Origin of the sequence: Bacillus sp. FSL K6-6038 (assembly GCF_038050455.1) — a bacterium.
GTDB lineage: Bacteria > Bacillota > Bacilli > Bacillales > Bacillaceae_G > Bacillus_A > Bacillus_A pseudomycoides.
Window position 1 is genome coordinate 4,006,069 of sequence record NZ_JBBOUH010000001.1, and the last position, 18,325, is coordinate 4,024,393.

Annotated in this window: 22 protein-coding genes; 6 read left to right on the forward strand and 16 right to left on the reverse strand. The window is 37.0% G+C overall.

Annotated elements, in window-relative coordinates:
• Positions 1-7: 7 nt before the first annotated feature.
• From NSQ40_RS21040 to argC, 4 genes are read right to left on the reverse strand one after another with little or no spacing between them, the layout of a single operon-like run.
• The gene (locus tag NSQ40_RS21040) at positions 8-1,168 is read right to left on the reverse strand and encodes an acetylornithine transaminase (protein ID WP_033796404.1); all 1,161 of its coding nucleotides are present in this window, start codon (positions 1,166-1,168) and stop codon (positions 8-10) included.
• Positions 1,165-1,932: an acetylglutamate kinase gene (gene argB / locus NSQ40_RS21045; protein WP_097786610.1), complete on the reverse strand. Its 768-nt coding sequence runs from the start codon at positions 1,930-1,932 to the stop codon at positions 1,165-1,167. The genes NSQ40_RS21040 and argB overlap by 4 nt, the downstream gene beginning before the upstream one ends.
• Before the next feature lie 11 nt (positions 1,933-1,943).
• Positions 1,944-3,167 (reverse strand): bifunctional glutamate N-acetyltransferase/amino-acid acetyltransferase ArgJ, encoded by a 1,224-nt coding sequence (argJ, locus tag NSQ40_RS21050; RefSeq protein WP_018780806.1) that lies wholly within the window; start codon positions 3,165-3,167, stop codon positions 1,944-1,946.
• Positions 3,168-3,179: 12 nt separating this feature from the next.
• Positions 3,180-4,217 carry an N-acetyl-gamma-glutamyl-phosphate reductase gene (argC, locus tag NSQ40_RS21055; RefSeq protein WP_003208399.1) on the reverse strand — a complete coding sequence of 346 codons (1,038 nt, stop codon included), beginning with the start codon at positions 4,215-4,217 and terminating at the stop codon, positions 3,180-3,182.
• A gap of 225 nt (positions 4,218-4,442) precedes the next feature.
• On the opposite strand from argC, the gene NSQ40_RS21060 reads away from it, so the two are divergent.
• Positions 4,443-4,628, forward strand: a complete 186-nt coding sequence (locus NSQ40_RS21060; RefSeq protein ID WP_018766126.1) for a YqzH family protein — start codon at positions 4,443-4,445, stop codon at positions 4,626-4,628.
• 29 nt (positions 4,629-4,657) lie between these two features.
• On the opposite strand, the gene NSQ40_RS21065 is transcribed toward NSQ40_RS21060, so the two are convergent.
• Both NSQ40_RS21065 and NSQ40_RS21070 read right to left on the reverse strand, forming a co-directional pair.
• Positions 4,658-5,452, reverse strand: a complete 795-nt coding sequence (locus tag NSQ40_RS21065; protein WP_018780804.1) for an SDR family NAD(P)-dependent oxidoreductase — start codon at positions 5,450-5,452, stop codon at positions 4,658-4,660.
• A gap of 9 nt (positions 5,453-5,461) precedes the next feature.
• Positions 5,462-6,415 carry an MBL fold metallo-hydrolase gene (locus NSQ40_RS21070; RefSeq protein WP_098101217.1) on the reverse strand — a complete coding sequence of 318 codons (954 nt, stop codon included), beginning with the start codon at positions 6,413-6,415 and terminating at the stop codon, positions 5,462-5,464.
• 166 nt (positions 6,416-6,581) lie between these two features.
• Here NSQ40_RS21070 and proI point away from each other — a divergent pair, with 166 nt between their 5' ends.
• The gene (gene proI / locus NSQ40_RS21075) at positions 6,582-7,421 is read left to right on the forward strand and encodes a pyrroline-5-carboxylate reductase ProI (RefSeq protein WP_018766129.1); all 840 of its coding nucleotides are present in this window, start codon (positions 6,582-6,584) and stop codon (positions 7,419-7,421) included.
• Positions 7,422-7,478: 57 nt separating this feature from the next.
• Here proI and sdaAA read toward each other — a convergent pair whose 3' ends face one another.
• The 4 genes from sdaAA to rnz all read right to left on the reverse strand — a co-directional run bounded on the left by sdaAA (position 7,479) and on the right by rnz (position 10,779).
• A complete protein-coding gene (sdaAA, locus tag NSQ40_RS21080) occupies positions 7,479-8,357 on the reverse strand; it encodes an L-serine ammonia-lyase, iron-sulfur-dependent, subunit alpha (RefSeq protein ID WP_003208393.1) in 879 nt (292 codons plus the stop codon).
• Between the two features lie 18 nt (positions 8,358-8,375).
• Positions 8,376-9,035 (reverse strand): L-serine ammonia-lyase, iron-sulfur-dependent subunit beta, encoded by a 660-nt coding sequence (sdaAB, locus tag NSQ40_RS21085; protein WP_016116224.1) that lies wholly within the window; start codon positions 9,033-9,035, stop codon positions 8,376-8,378.
• Positions 9,036-9,083: 48 nt separating this feature from the next.
• The gene (locus tag NSQ40_RS21090) at positions 9,084-9,353 is read right to left on the reverse strand and encodes a hypothetical protein (RefSeq protein WP_003208390.1); all 270 of its coding nucleotides are present in this window, start codon (positions 9,351-9,353) and stop codon (positions 9,084-9,086) included.
• 502 nt (positions 9,354-9,855) lie between these two features.
• Complete coding sequence (gene rnz, locus NSQ40_RS21095) at positions 9,856-10,779, reverse strand: ribonuclease Z (protein ID WP_003200147.1); 924 nt, start codon at positions 10,777-10,779, stop codon at positions 9,856-9,858.
• A 188-nt stretch (positions 10,780-10,967) separates the two neighbouring features.
• Here rnz and NSQ40_RS21100 point away from each other — a divergent pair, with 188 nt between their 5' ends.
• A complete protein-coding gene (locus tag NSQ40_RS21100; protein WP_003200148.1) occupies positions 10,968-11,219 on the forward strand; it encodes a DUF3932 family protein in 252 nt (83 codons plus the stop codon).
• A gap of 293 nt (positions 11,220-11,512) precedes the next feature.
• Complete coding sequence (locus tag NSQ40_RS21105; RefSeq protein ID WP_018766132.1) at positions 11,513-12,037, forward strand: YhcN/YlaJ family sporulation lipoprotein; 525 nt, start codon at positions 11,513-11,515, stop codon at positions 12,035-12,037.
• Positions 12,038-12,182: 145 nt separating this feature from the next.
• Here the strand turns inward: NSQ40_RS21105 and NSQ40_RS21110 are convergent, their stop codons facing one another.
• Complete coding sequence (locus tag NSQ40_RS21110) at positions 12,183-13,421, reverse strand: DNA polymerase IV (protein ID WP_003200169.1); 1,239 nt, start codon at positions 13,419-13,421, stop codon at positions 12,183-12,185.
• Between the two features lie 159 nt (positions 13,422-13,580).
• Between NSQ40_RS21110 and NSQ40_RS21115 the strand changes: the two genes are divergently transcribed.
• Positions 13,581-13,787, forward strand: a complete 207-nt coding sequence (locus tag NSQ40_RS21115) for a hypothetical protein (RefSeq protein ID WP_029426860.1) — start codon at positions 13,581-13,583, stop codon at positions 13,785-13,787.
• A gap of 55 nt (positions 13,788-13,842) precedes the next feature.
• On the opposite strand, the gene NSQ40_RS21120 is transcribed toward NSQ40_RS21115, so the two are convergent.
• Both NSQ40_RS21120 and NSQ40_RS21125 read right to left on the reverse strand, forming a co-directional pair.
• Positions 13,843-14,961 (reverse strand): tripeptidase T, encoded by a 1,119-nt coding sequence (locus tag NSQ40_RS21120; RefSeq protein ID WP_098101216.1) that lies wholly within the window; start codon positions 14,959-14,961, stop codon positions 13,843-13,845.
• A 127-nt stretch (positions 14,962-15,088) separates the two neighbouring features.
• The gene (locus NSQ40_RS21125; RefSeq protein ID WP_003200165.1) at positions 15,089-15,631 is read right to left on the reverse strand and encodes a GNAT family N-acetyltransferase; all 543 of its coding nucleotides are present in this window, start codon (positions 15,629-15,631) and stop codon (positions 15,089-15,091) included.
• A gap of 357 nt (positions 15,632-15,988) precedes the next feature.
• Between NSQ40_RS21125 and prli42 the strand changes: the two genes are divergently transcribed.
• The gene (gene prli42, locus NSQ40_RS21130; protein ID WP_018780796.1) at positions 15,989-16,081 is read left to right on the forward strand and encodes a stressosome-associated protein Prli42; all 93 of its coding nucleotides are present in this window, start codon (positions 15,989-15,991) and stop codon (positions 16,079-16,081) included.
• A 112-nt stretch (positions 16,082-16,193) separates the two neighbouring features.
• Here the strand turns inward: prli42 and NSQ40_RS21135 are convergent, their stop codons facing one another.
• The 3 genes from NSQ40_RS21135 to NSQ40_RS21145 all read right to left on the reverse strand — a co-directional run bounded on the left by NSQ40_RS21135 (position 16,194) and on the right by NSQ40_RS21145 (position 18,233).
• Positions 16,194-16,433, reverse strand: a complete 240-nt coding sequence (locus tag NSQ40_RS21135; RefSeq protein WP_016116232.1) for a DUF3894 domain-containing protein — start codon at positions 16,431-16,433, stop codon at positions 16,194-16,196.
• Positions 16,434-16,496: 63 nt separating this feature from the next.
• Positions 16,497-17,057 (reverse strand): L,D-transpeptidase, encoded by a 561-nt coding sequence (locus NSQ40_RS21140; RefSeq protein WP_003200159.1) that lies wholly within the window; start codon positions 17,055-17,057, stop codon positions 16,497-16,499.
• A gap of 207 nt (positions 17,058-17,264) precedes the next feature.
• Positions 17,265-18,233 carry an aromatic acid exporter family protein gene (locus NSQ40_RS21145; RefSeq protein WP_097786612.1) on the reverse strand — a complete coding sequence of 323 codons (969 nt, stop codon included), beginning with the start codon at positions 18,231-18,233 and terminating at the stop codon, positions 17,265-17,267.
• Positions 18,234-18,325 lie beyond the last annotated feature (92 nt).

Genomic DNA, 18,325 nt, shown 5'->3' on the forward strand with positions numbered 1-18,325 from the left:
TTCCCCCTTATAATATTGGTGATTTTTGTGTACAAATCACTCTTTTTATCATATTTACTGCTTCGTCTATTTCTTCATTCGTTACAATGAGTGGTGGTAAAAGCCGTAAAACATTCGTTCCAGCTTGCAATACAAGAAGCCCCTCTTTTTCTAACTGTTCTATAATGAATGTGACGTCACACTTACAAACGACTCCAATCATAAGTCCTCTCCCTCGAATATCAGTAATCCATTCAACATCAAGTAATTCTTTCTTTAATTTTTGCAGGAAGTATTCTCCCTTTTCTTTTACTTCTTGTAAAAATGAAGGTTGTTTTATAATTTGTAGTACTTCTTTTGCTGCTGTCATTGCAATGTAATTTCCGCCAAATGTTGAACCATGAGTCCCCACTGAAAAAGCAATCATAAGCTCTTTCTTTCCAAGCATTGCCCCAACCGGGATCCCATTTCCAAGCGCCTTTGCCGCTGTAACGATATCTGGGGATGTTCCGGTCTGTTCATAAGCAAACAACGTTCCCGTTCTTCCCATACCCGTTTGCACCTCGTCGATTATATAAAGAGCACCATATTGTCTACATAACTTCTCAATCTCTTGCAAAAAGGAAATATCAGCAGGTAAGACGCCACCCTCACCTTGAACAACTTCCACCATAACTGCAGCTACTTCTTCATTCATTGTCTCCCTGAGCGCAGCTATATCATTAAAGGGAATATGTGAAAAAGATGGAAGAAGTGGACCAAATCCCTTTTTTACTTTCTCTTGCCCCGTTGCGCTCATCGTTCCAAATGTTCTTCCATGAAAAGATTGCTGAAATGTTAAAACAAGAGATTTCCCCGTATGCTTCCGCGCTAGTTTAAGCGCTGCTTCATTGGCTTCTGCCCCGCTATTACAAAAAAACACGTAATCTAACTCACGCCCCTCTGTTAGCAATTCAGCTACCTTTTCTTGTGCCTTGTGCGGAAAAAGATTTGATATATGCCAAATTTCCTGTAATTGCTTTTTTACTGCTTCTACAAGTACAGGATGACAATGTCCTAAATTACATACAGCAATTCCAGAAGTAAAATCTAAATACTTTTCCCCACTTTCATCTATCACTTTTGTTCCGGTTCCTTGAACAATTTCAACACTGCGTCTCCCATATGTCGGAAATATATGACTACTCATACGATATTCACCCCTTTTGTTACCGTCGTTCCAACCCACTCCCCTGATGTTCCTACAAAATGTTTTGTACCATTTACAATGCTGACATGCTCGACTCCCATCTGTATTGAGGTGAGAGCAGCCTGCACTTTCGGAATCATCCCCCCTGTAATAACTTCTTTTTCTATCAGACGTAGGATCTCAGCTTCATCCGCTTTCGTTAACAACTTCCCTTCGAACAATATCCCATCTACATCCGTAATAAAAATAAGTTCTTTCGCCCCCAGCGCAGCTGCAATTCCGGCTGCGGCTGTATCTGCATTTATGTTATAAACCTGGTTTCCTCTTACCCCAATTGGAGCAATAACCGGAATATAATTCAAATCTAGTAACCCTTTTAATAGTGAAGTCTCTACACCGCTAACTTCACCAACATATCCAATATCCTCATCAAAAGGCTGAACTTGAAGTAATTTCCCATCACAACCAGAGATTCCGATTGCATGCAAGCCATGCTTTTGAAAATTCATCACCATTTTTTTATTCGTGCTTTCGCATAAAACCATTTGAACAACATTCATCACTTCTTTTGTCGTCACACGTAACCCATTCTTCTTTTCAATTGGAATATTAAATCGCTTTAGCTTTGCATCAATTTCTGGTCCACCGCCATGAACAACAATAACTTGATATTTTTTCTTCAGCTGCTCTATACATTCAAAAAACACATGTTCTAAACGTTCTAGCATACTACCACCGCATTTTACTACGATATACTCGCTCATCTTCTCTCTCCTTACGTACGATAACAAGCATTTATTTTCACATAGTCATAGCTTAAGTCGCAGCCCCAAGCTCTTCCTTTCTCCCCTCCAAGGTGCAAATGAGCATCAATAACAATTTCAGATTCCTTTAATTTTTGTTTCATTTCCTCTTGAGAAAACGCTTGTGGCTCGCTGCTTTGTAAAACAGGAATAGACTGAACAGCAATATCAACAGCGATAGGATCAATAACAACTCCACTTTGACCAATCGCACTAATAATGCGGCCCCAATTTGCATCTTCACCATACATTGCAGTTTTCACAAGACTTGAGCCAACAATTTGTTTCGCAATCTTATTCCCTTCTTCTACTGTTCGTGCTCCGTATACATTTACTTCAACTAACTTAGTAGCACCTTCACCATCTTTAGCAATTTGCTTCGCTAAGTCCTCACATACCTTTTGCAAAGCAAACATAAACTTCTCCCACTCCGTATGATTCGTATAAATAGCAGTTGTTCCTGATAACCCACTTGCCATTACAACGACCATATCATTTGTAGATGTATCACCGTCCACAGTAATTTGATTAAATGTATGATTCGTAACTTGTGATAATGCTAGCTGGAGTGCTTCTTGTTCTATATTTACATCTGTTGTAATAAAGCTAAGCATCGTTGCCATATTCGGATGAATCATACCAGAACCTTTTGCTGCCCCTGCAATCGTCACTTCTTTTCCTTCAATCATAAACTGATAACATGATTGCTTTATAACAAGATCCGTTGTTAATATCGCTTCATAAAAGGAGGCTGCCTTCTCTTTTTCTTTCGATGGTACGAGATAGGAAATACCAGTACGAATTGCTTCCATTGGTAAAGAAACTCCAATGACACCTGTTGAAGCAACTGCTACATGATTTTCTTTTAGCTGGAATTGTTTCGCAGCCAACGTTTTCATTTCATACGCATCTTGTAACCCCTGTACACCTGTACATGCATTTGCATTTCCGCTATTTACAACAATTGCTTGTAGCTTTCCTTCCACAGCTATACTTTCTTTTGTAACTTGTACTGGCGCAGCTTGAAATTGATTTGTTGTATAAACAGCTCCGCAATTAGCAGGAACATCACAAACAATTGCTCCCATATCTTTTTTCCCTTTTTTCAACCCAACCTGGGTACCAATCGCTGCAAAACCTTTTGGCGTTACAATTGATCCACTTGCAACTTTTATAATAGAATCTGTTCCAATCATCATTCTTCCCCCTTATGGATAGAGCGGCATATATTGTAATCCCGCCGTTTCCTCCAGACCTGCTAATAAGTTTGCATTTTGAATTGCTTGCCCAGCCGCTCCTTTCATCATATTGTCGATAACGGAAACTACTGTAATACGTCCTGTTCGTTCATCATAAGCCGCTCCAATGTCACAATAATTTGAACCCCTTACTTCTTTTGGACTTGGAAACTCTCCTTTAGAACGGATACGAACAAAAGGAGCATGACAATACGTTTCTTCATATAGCTTCTCTAATATCTGTGCATGGATATCTCGTTTTGCTTTTGCATAGAGAGTAACCATAATCCCTCTCGATATCGGAATTAAATGTGTACTAAATGTAATTGGTTTCGCCTGTTTATTCCACTCACCAAGCATTTGTTCAATCTCTGGAACATGCTGGTGCTCATTCACTTTATAAATATGGAAATTATCATACAGCTCTGGAAAATGAGTCATTGTTGTCGGTGTTTTTCCCGCTCCTGACACCCCTGATTTCGCATCGATAATAAGTGAGTCTTCCTCTATCATCCCGCCCCGCATTAATGGCGCAGCTGCTAGCAGTGCCGCTGTTGCAAAACATCCTGGATTTGCAACCAATTCCGTTTCTTTAATAGCTAACTTTTTCCATTCACTTAATCCATACACTGCCTTTTGAAGAATTTCTTCCTTTGCAGCAGGCCTTTTATACCATGTTTCATATGTACAAGGATTCAACATACGGAAATCACCTGATAAATCAATAACTTTTAAACCAGACGCTAGCAAGCGTGGCGTCAGCTCCGCCGAAACCCCTGCTGGTGTCGCTAAAAATACAATACTAGCCTCCTTCGCTATTACATCCACGTCGATTTCTTGTAACGTATGGACAATAAAATTTTGTAAGTGCGGATATACATTTGTTATTCGTTCCCCTACTTGTGAAAAAGAATGGACAGATGTAATCGAAAAATATGGATGATGATGTAACAACCTTATTAACTCAATTCCTCCATATCCAGTTGCTCCAATAATCGCGACTTTCATATGCTCCTCCTTATATCGATTCTTTAAATTAAATATGATTATAATATTGTATATTTATAGAGTCAATTAAATATTTATTAATTTCAAAAGTTTTAAAAACGTAATTTTTCTAGAAAAACAATAATTACACATGAATTTTTATACACCTTTGATGTACGCTAGTATTTTTTCTATACTTCAAGTACAATAAAAACAATACATTTATACATGCAAGCGGGGAAAAACATGAATGAAAAATTAATTGAAAAGATGTTGATAAAAAGTTTTCGGCAATATCAATGTAAACCTATTTCAAAAGAGGATCGGGAAACTTTAATTCAAAGTGTCCAAACAACCATTGGTTCGGAACCTAATATCGATGTATATGAAGCAATTGAGGATATTGTTTATGAATATATTACGGGAAAATAAAAAATAGGAGATTTCCAAATGGAAATCTCCTATTTTTTACTTAATGATTTACCTGCTATACGTTCAAAAAAACCTGGAAATAACGCAAAAAGTTTTGGCCCAACACTCATCCATTTTGGCAAATTCACTTCACGCTTTTTCGTTTGCATCACTTTTACAATTTGCTCTGCTACGTATGTTGGCTTTAACATGTAACGTCCCATATTTTTTACATATGTACCTGATTGGTCAGCAATATCAAAAAAGTTTGTGTCAATTGGCCCTGGATTAATCGCTGTTACATGAATATTTGTATTTGAGAGCTCCATGCGTAAGCTATTCGTAAATCCTAATACCGCATGTTTGCTTGCTGCATACGCACTAGATTTTGGCGTTGCAATTTTCCCTGCTAACGAAGCAATATTAATGATTTGTCCACTATTTCTCTCTAACATATGAGGTAATACTGCTTTCGTACAAGCTACTAATCCAAATACATTGACCTGAAACATATCTTTCACTTCAGTCATGGACGCTTCTTCAAACGTTTTGAAAATACCAAAACCAGCATTGTTTACCAATATATCAATCTGCCCTGCATCCTTTAATATTCTTGCAAAAACAGTATCAATCTCTGCTTCTTCACTTACATCTAATACGTAATAATAGCAAGGCGTATTGTAAGTCGCTTTAATCTTTCCAGCTAATACTCGTAGTTTTTCTTCTGTCCGCGCTATTAATACAGGAATCGCGCCTTGCGCTGCAACTTGCATCGCAACTTGTTCTCCAATTCCACTAGAAGCTCCTGTAATGACGATTACTTTTTCTTGTAAACGTCCCGTCATCGCTGTCACCTACTTTGCATAATAAATCAATTGTGGCGACGATTCATCAATCATCACTTGTTGATTATATGCTAAAAAGTCCAATTGTCCAACTGTTTCCGAAATCGTAAGTGGCAATTGTTCTTTATATAATACAGGAAATAATTTCACACATACTTCGAAGGCTGTCATCGGTTTTTCTTTTAATAATTCTAACACTTTGAAAGCACGTGTTTCTTGTTTTTGCAACCTTCCGTCTATCAGCTCTTTCACATTCACAATGTCTTCTCCATGACCTGATAAAATGCGTGAAATCTTCATGTTACTTAAACGTTTTAATGTTTGATTATATTGTAGTAAAGGTTGCGCTCGCTCTGTCTGTCCTTCATATGGCGGTTCTAGTATCGGATTGGAGGAAATATGACTGATTAAAGCATCCCCACCAATTAATAGTCCATCACGCTCCCTGTATAACGAAATATGAGTCGAAGCATGCCCAGGTGTTTCAATAACTGTAAACTCAGGTAACGATTCAATACTGTCTCCCTCTCGTACAGTATGCGTTAACGATCTATTACAAGAATATTTAAGTGTTTTCGTCGTAAGTAATGCTTCATCCTTCAAAAATGCTTCTGGAACTCCGAACTGTAATGCGGCTTCTTTAAAAAATTGTTGATAACGTTTCAAAAATTGAGAATCCTGCGTAATCCACGGCTCATTCCAAGGATGGCCCACAATATTTGTCTTCTCAGAAAATGTATTTAAAAGCCCACAATGATCAGCATGATGATGTGTAATCACTACTGTTTCAATGTCTTCTATCCTATATCCTAAAGTCCTTAATTGTTTTTCTAATGCTGCCCTGGCCTCTTTTGTATTTGTCCCTGTATCAATTAATGTTAATGATTCTCCCTTTACTAAAAACACATTAACTGTCTCAACTGCAAATGGAACAGGAATCTCCATTCGATGAATTGCTACCATGTTTATGCCCCCCGTCTCTCTCCGGTTCAAAAATGAATCCCTCTTCAGTTTACAACTTCTTTAAAAATTTGTCATTATTTTCAGATAAAAAGGAGGTGTTTTCTATAATAAAACGAATGTATGTAAATTTATAAGTTTTTCTTACAAAAATTAAGGAGGCTTCATCATGTCTATTCAAAATATTTCCTTTCTAGGTGCCGGATCTATAGCTGAAGCAATCATCGCCGGTCTATTAGATGCGAAGGTTGTAACGGGTGAACAAATTACAGTAAGTAACCGCTCAAATGAAACAAGATTACAGGAATTACATACAAAATACGGTGTCAAAGGCACACATAACAAAGAAGAACTACTTGCTCATGCGGATATTATTTTCCTTGCAATGAAGCCAAAAGACGTCGCAGAAGCACTTCAACCTATAAAAAAATATATAACGAATAATCAACTCGTTATTTCATTATTAGCAGGTGTTTCTACAAGTTCTATTACAAGCCTGCTTCAAAAAAATGTTCCGATTATCCGAGCAATGCCAAATACATCAGCCACTATTTTAAAATCAGCCACAGCTATTTCTCCATCCTTGCATGCAACAGAGCAGCACATTTACATTGCTAAATCTTTATTTGAAACAATTGGCCTTGTTTCAGTGGTGGAAGAAGAACATATGCATGCTGTTACTGCACTATCTGGGAGTGGCCCTGCGTACGTGTATTACGTAGTTGAAGCAATGGAAGAAGCCGCAAAACAGATCGGCTTAGAAGAGTCTGTGGCTAAATCACTTATTTTACAAACAATGATCGGTGCCGCTGAAATGCTTAAAGCTAATACTAAGCACCCTTCTATCTTACGAAAAGAAATCACCTCTCCTGGTGGAACGACAGAAGCTGGGATCGAGGTTCTTCAAAGTTTTAATTTTCAACAAGCACTCGTCGCATGTATTACACAAGCTACAAAACGATCACATGAACTTGGAAAAACATTAGAACAATTAACAAACGAAAAATAATAAACGGAGCTCAGAAAATAGATCTGAGCTCCGTTCTTTTATCACGATTGTATTCTCTTATTTGCTACTCTTCCCAAAAATCTCTTCTTGAAGGCGACGCCCTGTTGGTGTTGCTGCTAGTCCACCTTCAGCTGTCTCACGAAGTGCAACTGGCATTGTTTGCCCAATTCTAAACATCGCTTCAATAACTTCATCGCATGGAATTGTACTTGTTACACCAGCTAGTGATAAATCCGCTGCAATCATAGCATTTGAAGCACCTGCTGCATTACGTTTTACACAAGGTACTTCTACAAGTCCAGCAACTGGATCACATACTAACCCTAGCATATTTTTTAAAGCAATCGCCATCGCTGTAGCTGCTTGCTCTTGTGTTCCTCCAGCCATTTCAACAGCTGCCGCTGCTGCCATTCCACTTGCTGAACCAACCTCAGCTTGACAACCTCCAGCTGCACCTGAAATGCAAGCATTATTGGCAACAACCATCCCAAATGCTCCTGCTGTAAATAGAAATTCAATCATTTCTTCACGTGTTGGCTGTAATTTTTCTTTGAGCGCAAATAGTACGCCTGGTACAGTCCCAGCTGATCCAGCTGTTGGTGTTGCACAAATGATTCCCATTGCTGCATTTACTTCGTTTGTTGCAACCGCTTTGCTCACTGCATCCAACATCGTATGCCCAGATAAACCTTTTCCGCTCTTCATATACTCTTGTACTTTCACCGCATCTCCGCCAGTTAAACCAGTCGGTGATTTCACACCTTTAATACCACGCTCTACCGCTTGTTCCATCACGACTAAGTTTTTCTCCATGCCTGCAAGTACTTCTTCACGAGAGATACTTCTTGTCTCCATTTCACATTGAATCATAATTTCTGCAATTTTTACATTCTGTTCTTTAGCTTGCGCCACTAGTTCCGCTGCGTTCCGAAACATGGTGTGTCCCCCCTGCAATTAATCCATAATAGTTACTTGACAAATATTAGATTGTCCTTTAATTTCTTCGATAACTTCATCTGCCAACAATTCATCTGTTTCAATGACCATAAGCGCTCTTCTTCCTTTTTCCTTACGTGAGACACTCATCGTACTAATATTAATTTCATGTTTGGCAAGTATAGAAGCTACAGATGCAATCGCTCCAAAGCGATCATTATTTACAATAAGAAGTGCCGGACTTGTTCCTGATAGTTGTAAATCAAACCCATTTAATTCCACCACTTCAATCTTTCCACCACCAATTGAACAAGCGACCACTTCAATCTCCTCTTCTCCTTTATACAAACGAATTCTCGCTGTATTCGGATGTGGTGCATTCGCTTCTTCTTCAATAAAGTCCACTTCAATCCCACGCTCTTTTGCAATTTCTAGCGCACTTGGGATACGTGTATCATCTGTTTCAAATCCTAGTATACCACCAATCAATGCTACATCCGTTCCATGACCACGATATGTTTTTGCAAACGAGCCATATAACGAAATCGTAACTCTTTTTGGTTCATGACGGAAAAGTTGACGAGCAACTTGCCCCATTCTTGCTGCACCTGCTGTATGTGAACTGGACGGCCCAATCATAACTGGACCGATAATATCAAATACTGAGCGATATTTCATCATGATTCCCCCTAAATCTTTTATAAAAAATTGCTTACTACTATTCTATTAAGCTGCCGATTCTGTTGCCTTTCCTCCCGTACCACGAATTTGCTCCGCTGTACGAATTGGATAGTTTTTGAATAGAAGTGAGCCAATATATCCTGCAATAATACCAGACACCATAATACATAAGAAACATAGCGTTACTTTCATCGGATCATTAAAACCATACATAACCATAAGTCCGGCAATCGCACCAGCAATAAATCCTGGTAGCAATCCAAATTTTAACACAGAAGCCCCTACAAGCATAGCATAAACAGGTGATACCCCCATTGCTAACGCAACAAGAGTTGCACCAGCTACTCCGCCTAGACTACCTGCTGATTCTCCAAGAAACTAAAGAGTGAAAAAAGACTGAGTACAAATAATAATAATACGGTTCCCTTAATAATCTCCATGATGCCCTCTCTCTTTTAGTCAATTTCGTTTCGTTACGAAAAATGGCTAAAATGCACGCTGTAACTCCCGACGAATTGTAATTTGCCCTCATTATAGCTTGTTTTTTATGAAACGCTTACTTTTGTTGAATTTCAAAGTTTCAGAATTAATTTTTTTTTACTTCTCTTGTAGTAACAATAAGACAAACTACCTATATAACAGTTTTTCAAAATGACCGATGTTATGTGTTTTTCTCATATTCATCTGAAAATCTTAAAATCCCTGTATTAGTTCATATAGATATCAAATGATAACAGTTTCAACTATCTTGTAGAGAAAAAATTTTTTATAAAAAATAAAACAATGGCAAACTTATGTTGCCATTGTTTGTAAAATGTTATCGTTCTACTGGAAAACATTTCAAATCCATAGCTATTTCTGTATTTGCAAACAACAACTGAGCTTCTTGTAACAATTCCTTATATGTATCTGCTTGATAACGCGAACTAATGTGAGTCAATATTAACCGTTTCACATTCGCTTGCAATGCAATACTTGCCGCCTGTTCTGTTGTGGAGTGAAAATAATCATGTGCCTGGATTTCATCTGCTGCTGCAAATGTCGCTTCATGTACAAGTATATCTGCATCTTGCGCAAGGATTCTACTTGCTTCACAATAACGTGTATCCCCTAAAATCGTAATGATTCTTCCTTTTTGAGGTGGACCAATAAAGTCTTTTCCGTGTAAAACCCTTCCATCCTCTAATTCAACTACTTCACCGTCTTTTAAACGTTTAAAGATTGGCCCTGGCTTTACGCCAGCTTCTAGCAGCTTCTCAACAAGGAGATGTCCTTGTATGTCTTTCTCAACGATTCGGTATCCAAAACATTCAATTCCATGTGACAACCTCTTCGTTTCTACATGAAATTGCTTGTCTTCAAAAACAATACCCTCCTCAGTAATTTCTACAATTTCAAGTGGATATTTAACATGTGTTGTACTCACCGATAATGCGACTTCAATGAATTGCTTAATCCCTTTTGGTCCGTATACTGTTAATGGAGTTGTTCCTCCTTGAAAGGAACGACTCCCTAATAAACCAGGTAACCCAAAAATATGATCTCCATGCAAATGTGTAATAAATATTTTTTCAATGCGACGTGGACGCACTGATGTATGTAAAATTTGATGTTGTGTTGCTTCACCACAGTCAAATAACCACGTTTCACCTCGTTCTTCTAACAACTGCAAAGCGATTGCCGAAACATTTCTCCCTTTTGAAGGGACGCCTGCACCAGTTCCTAAAAATACAAATTCCACTTTCTTTCCTCCAGCTCTTTATAGAATCTATCTTTCATCTTACGGAATGTTATTTCAAATGGCAAATGAATTTCTATGAACTACTCATCTAGACAACTATATTAAACGAACGTTAACGATAAAAAAATAGCAATCGTTCGTGTTTTATAGTAAAATAATTGTATTACAAATAAAGGGAGCGTTTAACTATGAAAGAAGTATTTCGTTTACAAACTGATTTTTCATCTTCATTTGATCGCTGGGTAAGTTCTTTCGTGTCTGATCACCCAGCACCACTAGAATGGACGACTTTAAAAGAGTTAATTCATGAATACACCACATCGCATACAAATCGAACGTTACCTGAATACATTTCTTCATCTATCACATATTATGCACAACGTATTTCAACAACAAACAATTCAGAGATTGTGATTTATGAAAATCCTTCCATCTCATAATCTATAAAGTGAAACTTTAATCAGTGTCGCTTCACCCCCCACTGATTATTAGCCCTCACCAACCGGGCTTTTACGGACAGTTGATCCCCAATCTAACTACTTCTTTGCTTTCACTGAAATTTGAGATGGGGGTCTTACTGCCCGCAAATAGCGGGATAAAAATAAAAAAGCATCGAAAATCGATGCTTTTTTTGTTTTTATAAAATATACAAAATATCATCCCCTTTTTACTATGAATAATAAATGGCCAACTGGTCATTTTAAAAACATAGTATTGTAAAGGAGAGATATCATTGAAAAAATTAAAGATGTTTTCAATCATTTTTTTGGCAATTATTTCATTGCTTGGATGTGCAGGAAAGCAAAAGGAGAAAGCATTGGATAATCGCGAAAACAATGGCGTACGAAATGTTACATACGAAGGAAACAACACTAACCTTCAAAGAGTAAAAAATAATACGAACGGTGTCACGAACAATGAAACACGACTGCATATAGCAAATAAAGCGGCAGATCGAATCGTTGAACTAGAAGAAATAGACAAGGCAAATGTAATCGTCACAAATAGAAATGCCTATGTTGCAGTTGTTTTACGTGAAAATGTAAAAGGACAAATCACAAAGCAATTAGAAAAGAAAGTTGCAGATCAAGTTAGAGCTACCGACCCAGATATTCGTCATGTATTTGTATCTTCAAATCCTGATTTTGTAGATCGAATGAGAGACTATGCGGACAAAATTAACCAAGGCAAACCAGTAACAGGGTTATTTGAAGAATTTACCGAAACCGTTCGAAGAGTATTTCCTAATTCTCGGTAACAAATCAAGTAGCCTTAATCGAGAAAGTAGTAAATCAAATGCTTTTGGAATCTGGAGTAACGACTGCAGATGGAAAACTTCATTAGATTTAGAAGCGAGTTAAATATAAAAAGTGTCATGAGTACTAAATTACCATGACACTTTTTTACATAAATTTATTTTCCAATTTATGCCGAAAAGATTTCTCCTGCTTTCGAAATAACTGACTCCCTCTTTGTAAAACAGGAGTTCCATATTTATCATTAATCTGGTCAATCACAGCTAATAGTGGCTCTTCTTTCGCATCTTCTTCAAATGAAAATAAATCCAGTTGTTTAATTGATTCTGTTTTCCATTCTAATTCCGTAGCTGTGACACCAAGCAATCGAATCGGATCGCCATCCCAATGTTGCTTCCATAAACGTGAAGCAGCTTGAAAAATATCACATTCTTCCCAAATTGCATTTTTTAATTGTTTACTCCGCGTTACTGTACGCCGATCATAGTATTTCATCATAATTTGAATGTTATAGCTGACAAGAGTCCGTTTTTGTAGCCTTTTGCTAACTGATTTCGATAAGCGCTCTAACATATCAAGCAATTCCTTCTCTTCATCCATATCCTTCGAAAATGTTGTTGAATTTCCGATACTTTTATGTTGTCCCATTTGATTTGGATCGACTTCTCTATCATCCATACCTTTTGCCCGTTTTTGTAAATCAACGCCGTGCTTTCCTATTTTTGCACGAATCACATGCGCTTCTCCCTTTGCCAACTGTTCAATTGTATGTATATGGATTTCTTTTAGCTTTTCTGCTGTTTTCTCACCAATTCCATGCATTGCTTCAACAGGACGTGGCCAAAGTAATTCCTGAATATCTCGTTTCCGAAACACAGTAATACCAAGCGGCTTTTTCATATCTGACGCAGTCTTCGCTAGAAAAAGATTTGGGGCTATTCCAATGCTGCATGGCAACTGTAATTCTGTTAATAATGTTTGTTGAATCATCTTAGCAATCTCAAGAGGTGAACCTAATCCATAACAATCTGTTATATCTAAGTAACCTTCATCTATAGAAACTGGCTGAATCTTTTCAGTAAAGCGTGAAAGAATTTGAAACATCTCAAATGACGCCTCGCGATATAATTTAAAATTCGGGTGCTTCACAACTAACTCTGGACATAACCGCTTCGCTTCCCAAAGGAGCATTGTTGTACGTACTCCGTATTCCCTTGCTTCATAACTACATGTTACAATAACCCCTTTTCGTTCTTTTTCATTCCCTGCAACCGCTAATGGTTTTCCTTTTAATGATGGATCATGGGCAATTTCAACTGACGCGAAAAAACAATTCATATCAACATGTAGAATGACACGACCGTTTTTTGGATACATTTCTCTCATGTTTCTCACCCCCCAAAAAAAGAACGTTTGTTCCTGAATTTATTATATCAAATTCCTCAAAAACAGTGGAGCTTTTCAATCACAAAAACACGTTCTTTCCGACTATTTTTTGATATACTGAAATCAGCAATGGATAATTATGTAAAAGGAGAGGGTGATATGAAAAACCATAGTAAACTCAATTACACGTTCCTCGTTATTATATTAATTATTGCTATTAATTATTTACTACTGCCGATTTTTAATATTAATGTGAATACCTTCGCACTGCTACCTCACTTAGTACGTGTTGCAACAACGTATATACTCCCCTGGATTTTTTTATATTGGCTCATTCGCCTTGTAAAAGCAATCGAATCCAAATGAAAATGGCGTGTAAACCTATGATGGTTTACACGCCATTTTTTTCGTATGCTTACAATTATTTCGCTATTTCTTCAATAATTGCAACAACTAGTTCAGCTGTTTTTACTAATTCTTCAACAGGAATTTTCTCGTTTGTTGTATGAATCTCTTCATAACCAACTGCTAAGTTTACTGTTGGAATACCATGCCCTGCAATTACGTTTGCGTCACTTCCGCCACCACTTTGGTGAAGAGAAGGTGTACGACCAATCTTTTCAGCAGCACGTTTTGCAACTTCTACAACATGATCGCCATCAGCAAATTTAAATCCTGGGTACATAACTTTTACTTCAACATCTGCTTGACCGCCCATTTCTTTTGCAGTTGTTTCAAATACTTCTTTCATTTTTGCAACTTGCTCTTGCATTTTTTCATCTACTAAAGAGCGAGCTTCTGCGAAAATTTGCACATGGTCACAAACGATGTTTGTTTGTGTGCCACCTTCGAAACGACCGATATTTGCAGTTGTTTCAGAATCAATACGACCAAGTGGCATTTTTGCAATTGCTTTTGCTGCGATTGTAATTGCAGATACACCTTTTTCAGGTGCTACACCGGCGTGAGCTGTTTTCCCGCGAATAATCGCATTTACTTTTGCTTGCGTTGGCGCTGCAACTACGATTTCGCCCACTTTTCCATTGCTATCTAATGCATAGCCATATTTTGCTGTAATACGTTCACGATCTAATGCTTTCGCCCCAACAAGACCTGATTCTTCACCAACTGTAATAATAAACTCGATTTTTCCATGAGGAATATTTTCTTCTTTTAAAACGCGGATTGCTTCAAACATGGATGCTAATCCAGCTTTATCATCTGACCCTAAAATTGTAGTACCATCTGATACAATATAACCATCTATAATAGAAGGCTTAATTCCTTTACCAGGAACTACTGTATCCATATGAGAAGTGAAGTAAATTGTATCTACTCCTTCTTTCGTCGCTGGCAAAGTACAAATTAAGTTACCTGCACCATGTCCAGTTACACCCATCGTGTCATCTTCAAATACTTCAACACCTAAAGCAGTAAATTTCTCTGTTAACACTTTGCAAATTTCTGCTTCATATTTTGTTTCAGAATCTACTTGCACAAGTTCCATAAATTCATTTACTAAACGTTCTTGATTAATCATGAGAATGCGCCTCCTGCATTGCATTAAGTATGTAACATCGTTAATTATAACAGAATTTCGCAAAAGTTTCGAAAGACAAGCTAAAAAAACAGATGGTTCACACATCTAGATAACCATCTGCTTTCTTCTACTCATTTAAAAGGACCCACCGCATATGATCTTCCCAAACCCCATTTACCATTAACATCTTCCGGGACACCCCTTCATATTGAAAGCCAATCTTCGTTACAACTTGAATAGATGCTAAGTTACGGGGCATAATCGGGGCTTCTATACGATGTAATTGGAATTCTTGAAAAGCCACTTCAATTGCTTTTCTAAGCGCTTCTGTCGTATAACCTTTGTTTAATTCATCTTTATCTAGTTTATAACCAAGAACACAGGACTGATAAATTCCACGCACAATTAAATTGAAAGAAATACAACCGATAATATTCGTATCATCACCTTTTTTAAAAATCCATAATCGAATAATTTTCCCTTCTACAAATTCTTTCTCATCTTTTTGCAACCGTTTTCTTTGATAATCCAATGTAAAAAAATCATCTGGTCGATATTCTTCCCACGCCTTTAAAAACTCACGATTTTTGTCGTAATATTGAAGAACTTGCTCTGCATACGACTCATCGATTTCTCTTAATTGCAAACGTTCTGTTTCATATATTTTCATTATCGTATCTCCATTCTTCAGCTTGCAAAACTTTTTTAAAAGGCACCGAAAAAACTGTGTCCTATGCTGTTTATATTCTCTGTGTATTTCAAATTTTCCTGTTATATTTTAGATGCACTTCTCGAATTTTGTCTTCTCTATACCCTTGTCCATGTTTCCATTTCTCGATACAATAAAGTGAAACTTTAATTATTGGGGGTTCTCCATTCCCCCAATAATTATTAATCCTCACCAATTGGGCTTTTACGGACAGTTCATCTCCCACCTAACTTCTTTGCTTTTGCTGAATTTTAAAGTGGGAGTGTTACTGTCCGCAAATAGCGAGGGAGAGTTGGAATGATTGTAAGGAGGTTTAACATGAATAAGAAAGCACAAAAAGTTATGATATACGTTATGCTAATTTCAATGCTTGTAACAACATTACTCACTGGAGCAAGTATGTTTTGGTAAGGAGGACGATATATAATGTCGTCCTTTCTTAGCACAAACAGGCTGTTTATTCTCCTGGATAGAAAATAAACAGCCTGTTCAATCACAATCATTTTAATGAATGATTTATATTTTATTTTATTATTAGTACAAGCGCTACAATACTAAATGAAAAAGCCATCACAAGGGCCATAACAAAGCTGGTATAATGTTTTTGCTGAAACGCTCCTATAACAAAAGTTACATTTAAAAGTGCCATGAACACAATTGACACCAGAAAAGAACATACATTAAAAGTTGCCAATATGAAAGTCACAATGAATAGAAAGCCAATAAAAAACTGCATATAAGAAAGCCTTGGATTCAAATACATACGAGCAACTCCTTTTCCAATAATCTTCGTATATCCTCATTAATACATGGATATGTACACATGTCAAGACAAGTTCATGGAAAGAAAAAGCCAACTTGTTCGGTTGACCTTTTCGTAAACCAGAGCTCCTTTTTCTTTTGCAAGCTGCTGAAATGTTCTTTTCGATTTTACAATCCATACCTTTGTTCCAATTGGAATGCGATCAAATAAATATTCCACATCATTTTTTTTCATTCTAATGCATCCTTGTGAAATATATTTTCCAATTGAGCTTGGCTGATTTGTACCGTGAATACCATATTTACTCCCGTCAGTATCTCGTGCATTAAATCCCATCCACCTAGAGCCAAGTGGATTTTTTGGTGAACCACCAGGGATATCCTTCGCAATATAATAAGGATTTTTTGCCTTCATTACAATATCAAAACTTCCCTCTGGCGTTAACTCGTTTGTTTTTCCCGTCGCTATAGGAAAGACCTTTTGTATTTTACCATCATCAATATAAGCAAGCTTGTTCGTCTGCTTATTTACAATAATAAATGGATCTCCAGCACGCGGATTATCTCCAAGAGGCCATATCGGTGAAAGAGAAAAACATAATAGTAAGGACAGAAAATACGACATGATTCATTCCTTCCCTATATATATAAATCCACTTTGATTTTTCGACATATTAGCTGCGGCTATGAAAACAAAAACTACTCTCCACTTATTTCCTCTTTTATTTTCACACGGCATGGGGCGAAAAAAGGAACTGACCGCTTCTATGCATGGCCGGATGCTCTTGCCTACCTAAAAAGAATGGTTTGATGTTGGCTTTTTAATTTGGATTTATATAAGTTCTTTCACATTATCCTTCCCTTTAAACCTACTTTTAATAAGTAAATATTGCTCCATTTCATAAACAAGTTGAACAAGCTTCGCACGCATTTCAAATTCTTCACGTGTCTTAGGAAGTGGCATTTCTCTAAAAATCTCTCGCATTTCTTGTAATTGTCTAAGTGAAATAAGACCTGTGCTTTCAGGACGAATAGAATTCCCCACGTTTCCAATCACTTCCGCAATCATATCTGATTGCTCATATGACCACGATAAGGAAGCTGCAAGCGGCATAATCCGCTCTAAAATTTCAAATTGTTGCATACGCATATCAAAATACCGATAATAATAATCATCTTCTCGCATAAATTGATTCTCAAGTTTTTTGAAGGATAACTCTTTTGCTTGCTTTAAAATGTCCTCTGTTTCAATTAATTCTTTTCCAGCCCATGTACTATCTCGATTTCGTAAATATACAGCCATCTCAAATAAAATCGTTTTAAAATTCCATTCTACTTTTTCCTGATACCCTTTTAATTTTTTTTCTGCACTTGGCATATACATATTTACCAATAAAGCCACACTAATTCCAATTGTTAAAATTGCAATTTCATTTCCAATCGCTAACCATGTGATATGTTTTAATGAATACAAATGCATGACAATAACTGAACTTGTAACAATCCCTTCTTGAATTTTAAGCATAACAGCTGTTGGGATAAAAGTAAGAAGTAACAAACTAATAGCAAGTGGTGTATAACCAATTGTTTCAAAAATACAAAACGAGAATACCATCGATAATAAGCAAGCTAAAAACCGATGCAAAGATGCTTGGAGTGATTTTCGTTTCGTATTTTGCACACACAAAATAACCAAAATGCCCGCAGAACTATAAAATTCCAAACCGAATAGCTGCGCAATAAAAACTGCCGCACCTGTTCCAACTGCTGTTTTCACTGTACGATATCCAATTTTAAACATATCATTGCTCCTATATGTATAAACGTATTTACAGTAAGTATAAAAAAAGGATGACAAGCTGTCATCCTTTTCTCCTTATTATTCACGTAACT